The sequence below is a fragment of the Floridaenema fluviatile BLCC-F154 genome (assembly GCF_041929135.1).
Taxonomy (GTDB): domain Bacteria; phylum Cyanobacteriota; class Cyanobacteriia; order Cyanobacteriales; family Aerosakkonemataceae; genus Floridanema; species Floridanema fluviatile.
The window spans coordinates 17170-30668 of sequence record NZ_JBHFNS010000040.1 but is presented as its reverse complement, the minus strand read 5'-3'; the positions used below and the strand labels follow the sequence as shown (position 1 = coordinate 30668).

Genomic DNA, 13499 nt, shown 5'->3' with positions numbered 1-13499 from the left:
TTTCATGATACTGATGGACGAGCTACTGACAGTATACTATGTAAGTTTACAACCGAGCCAATTATGGCGATCGCTGGGGCGCTGAACTGAGTTTTTTCTACTTGTTCAACAATTGTTTTTAGCGTACCAATTAATTCTTCTTGGTCTGGTCTAGTACCCCAACGAATTAAAGCTACGGGTGTATTGGCGGCTAATCCAGCTGTTAGTAATTGTGGCACAATTTGAGACAAATTATGTACGCCCATATAAATTACAATGGTTTCAGAACCTTTTGCGATCGCTGACCAATTGATGTCCGGGCGATATTTTCCGGTGCTTTCATGACCAGTGACAAAAGTAACAGAAGAACTATAATTTCGGTGAGTTAGTGGAATTCCGGCGTAAGCTGGGGCAGCAATTCCTGATGTTATTCCGGGAATTACTTCTACGGAAACTCCGGCATTAATTAAGTCTTCCATTTCTTCGCCGCCACGACCAAACACAAAAGGATCGCCACCTTTGAGGCGGACAACTATGGCATGAGTTTGGGCTTTTTCGATTAATAATTTAGTTGTTTCTGTTTGTAATAATGAGTGTCTCCCCATTCTTTTTCCGGCATCAATTTTTTCGGCTTTGGGGTCGATCATTGCCAGAATTGAGGGGCTGACAAGTGCATCATAAATTACCACATCTGCACATTGTAAAAGAGCTTTTCCTTTCAGTGTCATTAATCCAGGATCTCCTGGCCCTGCACCGACTAAATATACTTTGCCCAAATATGTTGTCCTTTTTGTTTCTACTGTGATGTCCAATGTGTTTTGATTCATTCTCTGCTTAAATCCAAGATTAATTCAGCTAATGCAGGATTGGTGCCCAAGGGTTTAGCCAAATAGAATTTTACCGCAGGATACTCTTGTTTAATTTGTTTTACTGATTTGGCGATCGCATCAGTAATTCCCCCGGGAAATAAGAAATAAGGCAAAATACCAATGCGTCTTTTTCCTTGAATTAGTAAACTTTTTGCTTGGAATTCCCAGTTAGGAGGTAAAGACCAATAAGCTGCTAATACTCCTAATTGATTTGCTAATGCTTCTACTGGATAATTACCACCTGGACGGCGACTACCGTGAGATAATAAAATCCAAGCTTCGGCGGCAAAAGAGTTCAAATTAGCGGTTAACAATTGACTAATTTGCGGATGAAATCCTAAATAAGGTCGCACTTCAATTGTTATTTTTGCCCCTAAATTCTGCTTGGCTTTTGTTACTTCTGCGGGGATATCTTCCATAACATGAACTCCCGGTAGCAGGAATAATGGCAAGATTTGGATATGCTTAAAACCTACTGAATAAGCATATTTTCCAAACTGTTCAATTTGTTCATGCAATGGCAAAGGAGCTAGTTCTAAACAAGCGGTACCTACTAAGGGTTCTCTAACAGTAACTACGCTAACAGATGAGTTTGTTAATATTTCGGTTTCTGTGAGTTCCTGAGTTTTGGCGAGCATTTCCCCACGCAACTTTTGGCAGAGCAATTGGGCTAATTGCTCTGCGCCAGCTTGGGGGCGAGGGTCACTACTTCCGTGAGTTACAAGTAAGTAAGCAGATAGCAAGGGCAAAATCCTAAAGGGAAGTTTTGGCTCAGATATCTTTTTTCATAAATATCTTGGAATTTCCGATCTTTCTGTATAAACTGTTTCTAATTTAAGTTTTTAGCATTTTGGTCAAGGTTTGGCGATCGAATATTTTTATTATTATACATAATTTTTAGTAAAGAAAAGCAAAACTTAGGAGTTTGCTCGAAAGATAGAAATTTGGCGAGAGTTTCCCGCCAAACTTCTGTCTTTAGTAATCAGGGTTTATGATTGCTTTTCTGCCAGTGGATCGGCAATATATCGGAAGTTAGGCTGAGAATTCCAAGGCCCACGCTCATCCTTGCCGTTTTGCGATAAATTGTAGTAAATATCGACAGTTTGATCGGGTTGAATATTACCAAAGAAAGGATCGGTTAGCTTACCTAAAGATTGCAAAGCTTCCATAAACATTTTAGTGTGAGAAACTTCGCGAGTTAGCAAGTGTACCAAAGTTTGTTTAGTACCTTCATCAGGTGCTAATTTAATCAATTCTTCGTAAGTTTGACGAGCACCAGCTTCCGCAGCAATATCTGCTCGTAAGTCGCGAACGATATCGCCACCTTCATTCAGATAAGCAGCAGTCCAAGAGACTCCTTGACTATCTAAAAAGTGAGGACCTACACCACGCAGGGCAAACAATGTACTTTTATAAGCTTCTGTTTGATCGGCGTTTTTAGTATGTCCTTCTATTAATTTACCTACCATTTCGAGGTGACTAAATTCTTCAATGGCGATATCTTGTAACATATCGCGAATCCCTGGATTTTCACAGTGAAAAGACTGAACCCAATATTGTAAAGCGGCGCTTAATTCTCCAGTTGCTCCACCAAATTGCTCTAAAAGTAGTTGAGCAAAGCGAGGATTAGGTTGGTTGATATTTACAGGTTGAATTGTTTCTTTTTTATGAAAGAACATCAGATTATTCCTCTAATTAAATAGCTAATAATTGCGGTTGCAAAGTCTTAATCACCGCTTTTTTAAGCTTAGAAGAGAGGTTAAGTTCTATCCTGCCTCTAAAGTAGTAATTGCGAGGGGAACGGCTCTACCGGGAGTTATAACCTGTTAGCAGTAAATGACTGAAGTCGCTACAAAGAACCTGTTTGTCCGTTGTGAGGAGTTTAGTCCTTCTTTGAGTATTGGTTATTGTAAATTTAGTTGGTTTGATGAATGGGGATTTCAATAATAAAAGTCGATCCTTGATTGATTTGAGATTCACATTTAAGGTTTCCCCGATGTTTATCGACGACTATTTGGTAGCTGATAGACAGTCCTAAACCTGTACCTTTGCCTACTGCTTTCGTAGTAAAAAATGGGTCGAATAGGCGAGATTTTACTTGTTCATTCATACCTGAGCCGTTATCTGTAATGGAGACGATCGCAAGAGTTTTATCAGTAGAAAGTTTGGTATTAATGATAATTGTAGGTAAGGATTGTCGATCTTTTTCCCAATGTGTCATTTCTAAAGCATCGACGGCGTTGTTGATGAGGTTCATAAATACTTGATTTAACTGTCCGGCGTAACATTCTATTAAAGGCAGTTTGCCGTATTCTTTAATAATTTCTATTCCGGGGCGATCGCTTTTTGTTTTAATCCGATTTTGCAGAATTAGCAATGTATTATCAATGCCTTCGTGAATGTCTACATCTTTCATTTCTGCTTCATCTAAGCGGGAGAAATTGCGTAAACTTAGGACAATTTGGCGGATACGTTCGGCTCCCATTTTCATTGAACCTAATAATTTAGGTAAGTCACTGATGAGAAAATCTAAATCAATTTCTTCAATTTGTTCGGCTATTTCTTCAGGAGGTTGCGAGTAATATTTTTGGTAAAGTTCAATTAACTCGATCAATTCAGAACTGTATTGTTCGGCGTGGGCTAAGTTACCGTAAATAAAGTTCACTGGATTATTAATTTCGTGAGCAACGCCTGCTACTAATTGCCCTAAAGATGACATTTTTTCGGTTTGAATTAGTTGAGCTTGAGTTTGTTGTAATTGTTGTAAAGTTGACTGTAATTCTTGGGCTTTTTGTTGAGCTTCTTTGGCGGAATTTTGCGATTTAGTGTAGAGTTCTGCTTGGGAAAGGGCGATCGCTAATTGATCGCTCACAGCTTGTAACAATTCTACTTCATCTTCACTCCAATATCTCGCTTCATTATATTGAGCGCAACAAAGTAATCCCATTTCACCAGAAGACATTTTAATTGGCAAAGCTAATAAAGCAGTAAAACCCCAATTTCGGTGTAGTTCTCGGCACTCGGAATTAGCTGCATTTTGCATATCGGAAACACAAATCATTTGGCGATTTAAAAATTTATTAATTAGGGAATCAGCGGTAATTGAACGTTTTCCAATTTGACTGGGTATAGTGGATATTTGTGCTTCTGCTACTACATCCCAAGTTGGTGGATTGGTCTGATAACAATACCAAGCAAAGTAACATTGTTCAACTTGTAATAATTTTTGAATTTCGCGGACAATTGTTTTCAAAATTGTATTAACATCCAACGATCTACGGATGTCGCTAGCTAAACGGTTCAGTAATGCTTCCCTTTGTGCCAGTTGTTTGTATCTGGATTCCGATCGCAAAATTTCTTCAGCTTGAAGCTTTCTTTCTGTGGCATCAACCGCTAAACCAATTAAACCAATTCCTTGACCATTAGCATCTTTAATTTTAACTTTAGTAATTTCCAAATAATGCAATTTACCATCAACAAACGGTAAAATTTCTTCTGTTTGATATGGTGTTTCTTGTGTCCAACAAGCTATATCAGAAGCCATACAATTAGCAGATTCCTCAACCCCTAAAATTTCCGAGTAATGACTAGCTGCCAAAAATTCTGACTCTGGAACACCTACACTTTCGCAGAAAGTTTTGTTAATAAATTGCATTTTTCCTTTAGGATCGGTCATCCAAATCCAAATAGGTGTGTTATCCAAAATTGCTCTTAAAGTTCGCTCTTGTTTAGCTAACAATTTTTCAGATTTTTTCCGTTCGCTAATATCACGCATAATTGTCGAAAAATATTGTACTTCGCCATCTTCAGATTTATGACTCATCATTACTTGAGAAGTCGGAACTAAGCTACCGTCACGATGCAATAATGAAGTTTCGCCACTCCATGAACCTTTGGCAATGGTAATTGGTATTACCTCATTAAAAACAAAATTTTCTACTGATTCTGGCAAATAATCCGCGATTAAAGTATTAGTAATATCTTCGTTTTCTTCTAGTCCTACCATTTGCCGACCTGCTTTATTTATATAAAGAACTTGTCCCTTAGCAGTGGCAATTCCAACAAAATCAGGTGTTGCTTCTAAGATAGCGGTTAACCTAGTTTGTGTTTGTTCAGCTTGTTTGCGCTGAGTAATATCTCGGACTACGGCAATTATTTGATTCTCTAATAAAGGTAAATACCTGCATTCATAAAAACATTCACCTTCCGGCATTGATAAGGAATATTCGCAAGTAGCAAAAGATTTAGTTTCTGATACTTTATCTATGGCATTGTAGAATTTATCTGCTAAATCTGGAGGAAAAATTTCTCGCATTGTTTTACCGATAAATTCTGACGGTGGCATATATAATTTTTGCGATTGTCCGGTAATGCAGTCTAATATAGTTCCATCTGTATTAAGGCGAAAATACATATCAGGTAAAGCTTCAAAAATTGCTTTTAATTCTGCGGTAGTTTGGTACAATTTTTCCTCGGCTTGCTTACGTTCTGTAATATCAGAAGCAACGCCGTCAATTCGCATTAATTTGCCAGTTTCGTCTTTAATTAACCAGGCGCGATCGAGAATCCAACGCACTTCGCCATTAGGTCTAATAATCCGATATTCAATTTCTTTATTACCACTTTCTAAAAGTTTTTGATGATGACTAAAAGCATATTGTCGGTCTTCTGGATGAATAGTTTCCACCCACAATTTTGAGTTTTCATAAAATTCTTGGCAAGATCTACCATAAAGTTTTTCTGTGGCTGGATTGAGATATAAAATCTGAAATGTAGTTGCAGAAACTGACCAAACTGCATCTTTTAATGAGGTGAAAATACTGTTGAGACGCGATTCACTTTCCTTGAAAGCTGCTTCAGCTTGTTGGCGTTGTTTAATTTCCGATTCTAATTGCACTACTAAGCTATTTAATTGAGCAGTGCGTTCTTGCACGCGAGTTTCTAAAGTTTCATTAGCTTGTTTCAAGGCGGCTTCCATTTGTTTGCGATCGCTAATATCACGCGCAATCATCGAAATCAATTCTGGAATTCCATCACCGGAATTGTGTGCCAAAATTACCTGAGAAACTGGAATTTCTCTACCATCGCGACTCAAAAAAGCAATTTCTCCACTCCAAACACCCTCGCGCAATGCTGTAGGAATTCCGATTTCTAAAGCAATTTTGTTAGCCCATTCTGGGTGTACTTCGGCAAGATTTGCTTCAGTAACATCTTCATCCATACCTATACCTAACATCCGCCGTGCCGCTTGATTAAGGTAAACACCTTTTTGTTGACGAATGTTATAAGTACCAACAAAATCAGTTGTAGTTTCTAAAATTTGCACCAAACAGTTGAGGGAATTTTCTGTTTGTTTTCGTTGAGTAATATCATGAGCAACAGCATACAATAACCCTTCTTCTGGAGAAGGACTGGTATTCCAAGACAACCACTTGTAAGAACCATCTTTACAGAGATAACGGTTTTCAAAAGAAATAGTTTCTGCGCCTGTGGTTAATTTTTCGGCTTCTGTGAGAGTTGAGGCTCGATCTTCTGGATGTACAAATTCAATAAAAGGTTTTGTCATCAGTTCTGCTTGTGTAAAACCTAGCGTTCTCTCCCAAGCTGGATTCAAACGCTTAAAATAACCATCAAAACCTGCAATACATAGCAAATCTACCGAAATCTCAAAGAATCGGTCTAAATTTGCCCTATTTGATTCGTTGGTGTTGGCAATTTGAGAATTCATTATCCAGCCTCTTTTCTCTAGGCAGATTTATCAATCGTTTTATACTTTTCTTATTGTTCCCTGATTGAGTTCAAGAATTACTTTAAACTGACTGAAATTTGCTGAATTTCGATCGCGCAGTTTGGGGATCATCTAGGATAATTTTCTATTCTAAAAGCACGATCGCCAATTTGAAACTCATATTTTGCGAAAATTTTTCTAGTTGAAAGTTAGCGATTTTGGTTACTATCTGGTAATTTTTTGTATATCAGAAAACATTCTTTTTTGAAAAATTAAACAAAGTAAAATATCATTGACGATCGCAGAAGCTATTTATAAAATATGTGTATTAAAATTAGCCAAGCGATCGAGATGTCGTCACAAAAAAATGTTAATACATTCTCTAATTTACCAACAACGTCAGATATTTTTCTCGTCTGTGGATTAGGGAGTTTAGGGCAACATTGTGTAGTCGCTCTGAAAAATTTCGGTGTAGAGGTTATAGCTATTAACGAACAAGAAAGAAAGAATTGGGAAATTTCAAATTTACCGAATTTATTAAGTAAACTAATCGTCGGTGATAGCCGTCAACCAGAAGTTTTGCAATTAGCTAAAATTCAGCAATGTCGGGCGGTACTCTTAGTTAATAATGATGAACGAATTAATATCGAAACTGCTTTAATAGTTAGAGAAGTTAACCCGCAAGCTCGTTTAGTAGTGCGTTCAGCGAAAGAAAATCTTAACCAAATGTTGACTGAGTATTTGGGAAATTTTGTTTCTTTTGAACCAACTCAATTACCTGCTTCTGCATTTGCGATCGCGGCGCTAGGTACAGAAGCATTGGGATTTTTTAATGTGGAAGGACAATGGTTAAGAGTAGTGCAGCAAAAGGTTCAATTTACTAACACTAATAGTTCTAACTTTCGTTGGTGCTATCAACGTCATTTACATGAATTAAATAGTCGCAAACGTTTAATTTTAAGTTGTATTTCTAATACTCTTGCATCAAGCAAATCCTTTCATTCTTTTTATGAATGGGAACCAGACACTAAAGTAGAATCAGAAGATACTTTAATTTATATAGAAACAACTACTCCTACAATTGATTTCTCGGAAAAACGCCAGGATATTCGCCAAAAGCAAAAACATCCTTGGCAATTAATTCGTCATTTTAATTTACTAACGATTAAACAAAAACTTATTGATTTTTGGTATTCCTTAGATGCAAATAAGCTGAAAAAAATTGCTTTCTTTTGTGGGACTACAGTACTTTTTTTGTTAGTTTTTGTAATGATATTGTATAAAATAACCTATCCTAATATTAGCATAGCTGATTCTTTTATGATTGCAGCAATTTTACTTTTAGGAGGTTTTGGGGACTTATTTGGTGGCTTTGATTTTAGCTTACCTGTACCTTTTTGGTTACGCTTTATCAGTTTGGTAATGACATTAGCAGGAACAGCTTTTGTTGGCATACTTTACGGATTTTTAACTGAGCGAATTTTAGCTTCTAGATTTGAGTTATTGAAGCGTCGTCCTCCAGTTCCACAACAAAATCATATTGTAGTAATGGGAATGGGAAGAATGGGACAAAAAACAGCTGCTTTACTAGCAGAATTTAAACAACCTACGGTAGGAGTTAGTTTTAATGGGGATAATGATTTAACAATTTTACCTAATCTACCATTAATTTTTAGTAATCCAAAAGATGCGATCGCTAAAGCCAATTTAACCACAGCAAAAAGTGTCATAGTTGCCACAGATGATGAGATCCTAAACTTAGAAATCGGCTTAATGGCACGGGCGGTGAATCCGAAAATTAATTTAGTAATTCGAGCTTTAGAGCAAAGATTAACTGATAGTTTATCTCACTTATTACCAAATGCTAGCGTACTTTGCGCCAGTGCATTAATTGCAGAAGCTTTCGCTGGAGCAGCATTTGGCGAAAATATTATTAGCTTATTTCGGATGAATAATCAAACAATTTTAGTCACGGAATATAACATTGAAGCTAGCGACACTTTGCATGGTTTACTATTAGCTGAAATAGCTTACGGTTACGGAGTAGTACCAATCTGGTATCAACAACCCAATAAATCAGCAGTCTTGATGCCATTGGATGATACAATTTTAGCAGTGGGCGATCGCTTAATAGTTTTAGCTACAATTGACGGTTTGCAACGCATTGAAAAAGGTAAATTAAATCGACGACTAAAAAACTGCTTAATTAGGGTAGAGAAAGTATTTAATGAGCAGGTAATATTTGAGGGAGCAAATGCGATCGCCAGAATTTCTGGATGCGAACTCAGCACCGCCAGAGATTTAATGAATCATTTACCACAAACCTTAAAATTTCCGTTATACAAACATCAAGCATTACGACTAGCCAGAGAATTGAAAAAAATCCAAGTATTAGCCCAAGTAATTCCCATAAATCACCCATAAACCACAATTCTATTGTAGGGTGCGTTAGTAATAACGTAACGCACCGAAATACTATTTCAAAATTATCTTATTAGTCGCCTCACCTGACTCATCAAAATCATAGATAATCGGCACACCAGTTGCCAATTCAAGTTGAGTAACTTCCTCTGGACTTAAATTATCTAAACTCATAATAATCGCCCGTAAAGAGTTACCATGAGCCGCAACTAACACATTATCTCCATGCTTAAGATGAGTAATAATCCGGTTTTGAAAAAATGGTAAAGCTCGCTTCATTGTATCCTCCAAACTTTCACCGCCCGGAGGAGGTACAGAAAAAGAACGTCGCCATTCATGAACCTTTTCCTTACCATATTTTTCCGCAGTTTGGGTCTTATTTAATCCTTGCAATGCTCCATAGTAACGCTCATCTAAAGCTGCACAAGTATAGAGAGGTAATTCTTCTTCTGGGTTCCCTTCATACTTATCCCAACCATGCCAATCTTCATCAGTTGCATCATGTTTAATAATTGGGGTTTTTCCGCCACAAATTTCATCACACTCTGTCAAACAAATTACGGCAGTTTCCATTGCCCGAAATAGCATACTGGTGAAACAAATATCTACATGATATTTGTTATTCTTAAGTTTACAAGAAGCAATTGTCGCTTCAGCACGACCTTGTTCACTCAAAGGAACATCCACCCAACCTGTAAATTTGTTGGCAGCATTCCAAAGACTTTGACCATGACGGAGTAAAATCAATTTAGCCATTTACTCACTTCCTAAATCTCTGTTGCTGAAATGATACTCTTAATAACTTTATGCTGCCAGTATCTTTTGTTAGAGATTTAATTAAGCTAAATTTAAATCAAGATTAACTAGTTTTTATTGGTTTTGATAATACTGATTTGGTGGGCAAAATGCCCACCTGACAACTTCTAAGCTGTTACGCATTTAAATCACTTATTAACGAGTAGGGTGCGTCAGACGGTAAAGCCTATGTAGAAAGGAAAATATCTAAATCTGACGCACCCTACAATATGACTTTTAAATGCGTAACAGCTTAAACAGGATCGAGAGAATTTGCTTTCAGTTCATTTAGGGAAACATATTCCACAGCTGAAGCATGGGTAGAGGATAAAATTACCGGAGGTGCAACACCAGCATCGAGAGCTTCTTTCCATCTTAGAGCACATAAACACCAGCGATCGCCAGGTTTTAACCCAGGAAAATTAAACGCTGGAACTGGTGTTGATAAATCATTTCCTCTGGCTTTACTAAAAGTGAGAAATTCTTCAGTTACTTGAGCACAAATAATATGAGCGCCCACATCACCTGCACCAGTGTTACACTTACCATCACGATAAAATCCCGTCATCGGTGAAGTGCAGCAAGTCTGCAAATCTCCCCCTAAAACATTTCTAGCACCTGTCATAAGCACAACTTTTCCGAAACTTTTTCTATGTTAATGTTAATGTATTTTTTGACGGGCAAGATGCCCATCCTACGAAATTGACTATTGATTAATTTCTAACAAACCGGGAGGGGGATTAATTTCAATCCGTTTGTTTTCTAAATCTACAATTGGTACAATATCTTTGACAAAGGGAATGAGAATTTCGGTTTTTTTTCTGTCTTTTTCATTAACGACAGATGAATCATGAGGGCTGACTAAAAGTAAGTCATTTCCTGCGGGAATTAAATCTTTAACAACCCCGATTTTTTCACCATTTAATTGGTGAAAAACTTCTAAACCAACTAAGTCTAAAATATGATATTCATCTGCTTCTAATTTTGGTCGATCGCTCGCTGAAACCATTAATTTACATCCCCGTAATTCTTCGGCTTGATTGCGATCGTTCACTCCCGCTAATTTGACAACATACAAATTTTTATTGGGAATGAGTCTACCACTGAGCAATTCGATCGATCGGGGTTCTGTTTCCTGGGGATGCAATAACCAACGTTCTCCCGGTTTTTCAAAACGTTCAGGAAAATCCGATTCAGGATAAACGCGCACTTCACCTTTTAAACCTTGGGCGGATACGATCGTACCAATTTCTAGCCAGTCTTCTGTACTCATTAGCAATTAACAAATTCACTGTATTTCTATTGTCGCTGATTTGCGATCCACATTACGAAGGAACAGGCAACAGAGGTACTACGTATTTGTACTTATGTCTTTTGTAGTGAAAAATGTTACATAAACTCCTGATTTATAGATTGAGATATTCGATTATGATCGGGTTGCCTGTAGGAAAATAAACTAAATGAATTGCCAAATTTTTTTACCCCTGGTATCTTCTATTTCTTTAACTATTCTCACTATCACTCTCAGTCCGAATATAGTGCTAGGAAAAACTCCTCAAGAAATTAGTTTTCCTAAACTTATCAATCCTGTTACTCAATCTTTAAATAACAAAGAGATAGATCTAGATATTGCTAAATGGTTACTCACCAAAAGAATCATCATCATAACTGGAGAAGTAACACCTGAATTAGCAGAGAGAGTTGTATCTCAGTTAATTTTTTTAGATACCAAAGCACCGGGAAAAGATATTTACTTGTACATTAATTCTGAGGGTGGTGAAATAAACTCAGGGTTAGCGATCTACGACACTATTAAATCTCTTAAATCTGACGTAGTTACAGTCAGTTTGGGTGAATGTAGTTCAATGGCAACTTTGTTATTAGCCAGTGGTACTAAAGGAAAGCGTTTTGCTATGCCTAACTCAAGAATTATGATTCATCAACCTCTGGGAGGTGTGAGAGGACAAGCAAGTGATATTGCAATTAAAGCTAAAGAAATGTTGCGTTTAAGAAGTTTACTTAATAACTTACTAGTTCAATTAACAGGTCAGCCACTAAGCAAAATTGAAATTGATAGCGAGCGAGATTTTTTCATGTCGGCGCAGGAAGCTAAAGCATACGGAATAGTTGACCAGGTAACTAATCAATTACCCTCAGCTTCTCAATCGCTAAATTAGTAGCTATCAATTGAAAATTTACATAAATGGCAAAATTTGTTGCAGTTACAAAAGCGATAAAAACTCTTACGGAAGCTGAATCAAGTACTGAAACATTTAGGGCAAAATATCACTAATCCATAAGTTACTATGCAGGACGATGTATGTAGTAGTAAGAAATTCTTATGGATGCTGAAACGCTCTGATTGCTACGCCCATATACCTAATCGCCCTTTTTTAGTCAATATTTGTTTACATTTTGTAAAACTATGTTATATTAGTTTACATAAGGAAACAAACGAGAGGGACTATAAATGATGACTATCCTGATTGCTTTATTTATCGTCGGTTGGCTGGCTGCTTCTGTAATTGGTACTCAGGCTTATTTTCGTGGCGAACAGTCTAAGCCAATTCACGATCGCAACTGGCGTTCTCAATCTTTTGCAAAGTTGGCTGAATCCATCACTGGCACTGAAATTGATTACAACCAGCGTGTTCCCGCTTATCAGATGGATGCTTATGCCAGCAACAATTTACCTAATTAATTATTGGAACTTGGCAAATTCTCGCCCCAGCAACCCCGCTGGGGTTTTTTGTTGCTTGTATTTATGAGTACAAAATATCTTACTTAAAGCTAATACTTTTGATAGAAGCAATGCCCCTACTTGAGTTAGAAGCTGAATAATTTTATCTTGGTTATTTTTTTAATATGAATCCTACTTTATTAGTAAAGGTGGCAAGTTTATGAGACTTCATGTATCAGGTTTACCCAGATATGCCAAGAATCAAATGGTATCTTTCATGGGTGGTATAGGCAGAATTATTAATTATCATCCTGATTCTAATAGCTGGCGATATGCTGTGGAAATGGAGCTAGGGCCAGAACCAGATTTTGGGAGAATTGGTTATGAAACCACAATTTTGCTAAATGAATCAGAAATTAATGCTGTGTTGAGTTAATAGGGCTTTAGCGATCGGGATAATAGTTAAACACTAAAAAAACTACTGGCCAAAGAAATACTTTATTTTTTATTATCTCTGACTTGCGAAAGAGGTTAAATAAAACAAGGAATTTAATGAAGCTTAATAACGTAAGTTTTTCCTCAGTAAAATACCACTTGTAGTTCGGGAAACTACTTCCTTTGAAAGAGTGTTGGGCTGTTTCAGTTTTCTAGACTGAGTTTAGGAAAAGATAAATTATGTATGGGGAAAAAGTTCATGGATAACCAAGAAGAAAAACGCATAGATCAACCAGTAAGTGTAGACTGGCATTCTCAAGAAGAACCGAGAGCAAAGGAAAGAAATTTAACAGCTAATCCGGGCGATCGCATTGCTGATGAACCTCAGTCAATAGAAGAAAAAGCTAAACAAGTTGCGGTTGATTCACCTGATATTACCGGGGATCATATTACAGTACCAACTTACTTTATTGTCGAGCATCCTGATGGACATGAAGAAGCACTCCACCATGTAAAAGATGCAGAAGAAATCTCGGATGTAATTAGACAAGCGAGAGTTGACGAAAACGGAAATCGGATTTGGTGGTAATAG

Annotated in this window: 12 protein-coding genes; 5 read left to right on the top strand and 7 right to left on the bottom strand. The window is 37.1% G+C overall.

Annotation, left to right across the window (positions count from 1 at the left end):
- Nucleotides 1-2: 2 nt before the first annotated feature.
- The 4 genes from cobA to ACE1B6_RS08780 all read right to left on the bottom strand — a co-directional run bounded on the left by cobA (nt 3) and on the right by ACE1B6_RS08780 (nt 6576).
- Complete coding sequence (gene cobA / locus ACE1B6_RS08795) at nt 3-806, bottom strand: uroporphyrinogen-III C-methyltransferase (RefSeq protein ID WP_413256880.1); 804 nt, start codon at nt 804-806, stop codon at nt 3-5.
- Nucleotides 803-1597, bottom strand: a complete 795-nt coding sequence (locus tag ACE1B6_RS08790) for a sirohydrochlorin chelatase (RefSeq protein ID WP_413256879.1) — start codon at nt 1595-1597, stop codon at nt 803-805. Before ACE1B6_RS08790 ends, cobA begins: the two co-directional genes overlap by 4 nt.
- A gap of 240 nt (nt 1598-1837) precedes the next feature.
- Nucleotides 1838-2527, bottom strand: a complete 690-nt coding sequence (locus ACE1B6_RS08785) for a manganese catalase family protein (protein ID WP_413256878.1) — start codon at nt 2525-2527, stop codon at nt 1838-1840.
- 236 nt (nt 2528-2763) lie between these two features.
- Nucleotides 2764-6576, bottom strand: a complete 3813-nt coding sequence (locus ACE1B6_RS08780; protein ID WP_413256877.1) for a PAS domain S-box protein — start codon at nt 6574-6576, stop codon at nt 2764-2766.
- 321 nt (nt 6577-6897) lie between these two features.
- Between ACE1B6_RS08780 and ACE1B6_RS08775 the strand changes: the two genes are divergently transcribed.
- Nucleotides 6898-9000 carry an NAD-binding protein gene (locus ACE1B6_RS08775; protein ID WP_413256876.1) on the top strand — a complete coding sequence of 701 codons (2103 nt, stop codon included), beginning with the start codon at nt 6898-6900 and terminating at the stop codon, nt 8998-9000.
- 51 nt (nt 9001-9051) lie between these two features.
- On the opposite strand, the gene ACE1B6_RS08770 is transcribed toward ACE1B6_RS08775, so the two are convergent.
- The 3 genes from ACE1B6_RS08770 to rimM form a co-directional block, all read right to left on the bottom strand.
- Nucleotides 9052-9753 (bottom strand): 2,3-bisphosphoglycerate-dependent phosphoglycerate mutase, encoded by a 702-nt coding sequence (locus ACE1B6_RS08770; protein WP_413256875.1) that lies wholly within the window; start codon nt 9751-9753, stop codon nt 9052-9054.
- A gap of 292 nt (nt 9754-10045) precedes the next feature.
- Nucleotides 10046-10417, bottom strand: coding sequence for a DUF2237 family protein (locus tag ACE1B6_RS08765; protein ID WP_413256874.1), 372 nt, complete (start codon nt 10415-10417; stop codon nt 10046-10048).
- An 81-nt stretch (nt 10418-10498) separates the two neighbouring features.
- Nucleotides 10499-11065 (bottom strand): ribosome maturation factor RimM, encoded by a 567-nt coding sequence (gene rimM / locus ACE1B6_RS08760; protein ID WP_413256873.1) that lies wholly within the window; start codon nt 11063-11065, stop codon nt 10499-10501.
- Nucleotides 11066-11252: 187 nt separating this feature from the next.
- Between rimM and ACE1B6_RS08755 the strand changes: the two genes are divergently transcribed.
- From ACE1B6_RS08755 to ACE1B6_RS08740, 4 genes are all read left to right on the top strand, one after another.
- A complete protein-coding gene (locus tag ACE1B6_RS08755; RefSeq protein WP_413256872.1) occupies nt 11253-11969 on the top strand; it encodes a ClpP family protease in 717 nt (238 codons plus the stop codon).
- Between the two features lie 296 nt (nt 11970-12265).
- Nucleotides 12266-12493, top strand: a complete 228-nt coding sequence (locus ACE1B6_RS08750) for a photosystem II protein, Psb35-related (RefSeq protein WP_413256908.1) — start codon at nt 12266-12268, stop codon at nt 12491-12493.
- Nucleotides 12494-12692: 199 nt separating this feature from the next.
- On the top strand, nt 12693-12908 hold the full coding sequence (locus tag ACE1B6_RS08745) for a hypothetical protein (protein ID WP_413256871.1): 216 nt from the start codon (nt 12693-12695) through the stop codon (nt 12906-12908).
- A 258-nt stretch (nt 12909-13166) separates the two neighbouring features.
- Complete coding sequence (locus ACE1B6_RS08740; protein ID WP_413256870.1) at nt 13167-13496, top strand: hypothetical protein; 330 nt, start codon at nt 13167-13169, stop codon at nt 13494-13496.
- Nucleotides 13497-13499 lie beyond the last annotated feature (3 nt).

Bases quoted from the DNA above. Each gene is read 5' to 3' on its own strand.
- ACE1B6_RS08750 (WP_413256908.1), top strand. From the start codon at position 12,266: ATGACTATCCTGATTGCTTTATTTATCGTCGGTTGGCTGGCTGCTTCT.
- ACE1B6_RS08765 (WP_413256874.1), bottom strand. From the start codon at position 10,417: ATGACAGGTGCTAGAAATGTTTTAGGGGGAGATTTGCAGACTTGCTGC.
- rimM (WP_413256873.1), bottom strand. From the start codon at position 11,065: ATGAGTACAGAAGACTGGCTAGAAATTGGTACGATCGTATCCGCCCAA.
- ACE1B6_RS08755 (WP_413256872.1), top strand. From the start codon at position 11,253: ATGAATTGCCAAATTTTTTTACCCCTGGTATCTTCTATTTCTTTAACT.
- cobA (WP_413256880.1), bottom strand. From the start codon at position 806: ATGAATCAAAACACATTGGACATCACAGTAGAAACAAAAAGGACAACA.
- ACE1B6_RS08780 (WP_413256877.1), bottom strand. From the start codon at position 6,576: ATGAATTCTCAAATTGCCAACACCAACGAATCAAATAGGGCAAATTTA.
- ACE1B6_RS08740 (WP_413256870.1), top strand. From the start codon at position 13,167: ATGGATAACCAAGAAGAAAAACGCATAGATCAACCAGTAAGTGTAGAC.
- ACE1B6_RS08785 (WP_413256878.1), bottom strand. From the start codon at position 2,527: ATGTTCTTTCATAAAAAAGAAACAATTCAACCTGTAAATATCAACCAA.
- ACE1B6_RS08775 (WP_413256876.1), top strand. From the start codon at position 6,898: ATGTGTATTAAAATTAGCCAAGCGATCGAGATGTCGTCACAAAAAAAT.
- ACE1B6_RS08770 (WP_413256875.1), bottom strand. From the start codon at position 9,753: ATGGCTAAATTGATTTTACTCCGTCATGGTCAAAGTCTTTGGAATGCT.
- ACE1B6_RS08745 (WP_413256871.1), top strand. From the start codon at position 12,693: ATGAGACTTCATGTATCAGGTTTACCCAGATATGCCAAGAATCAAATG.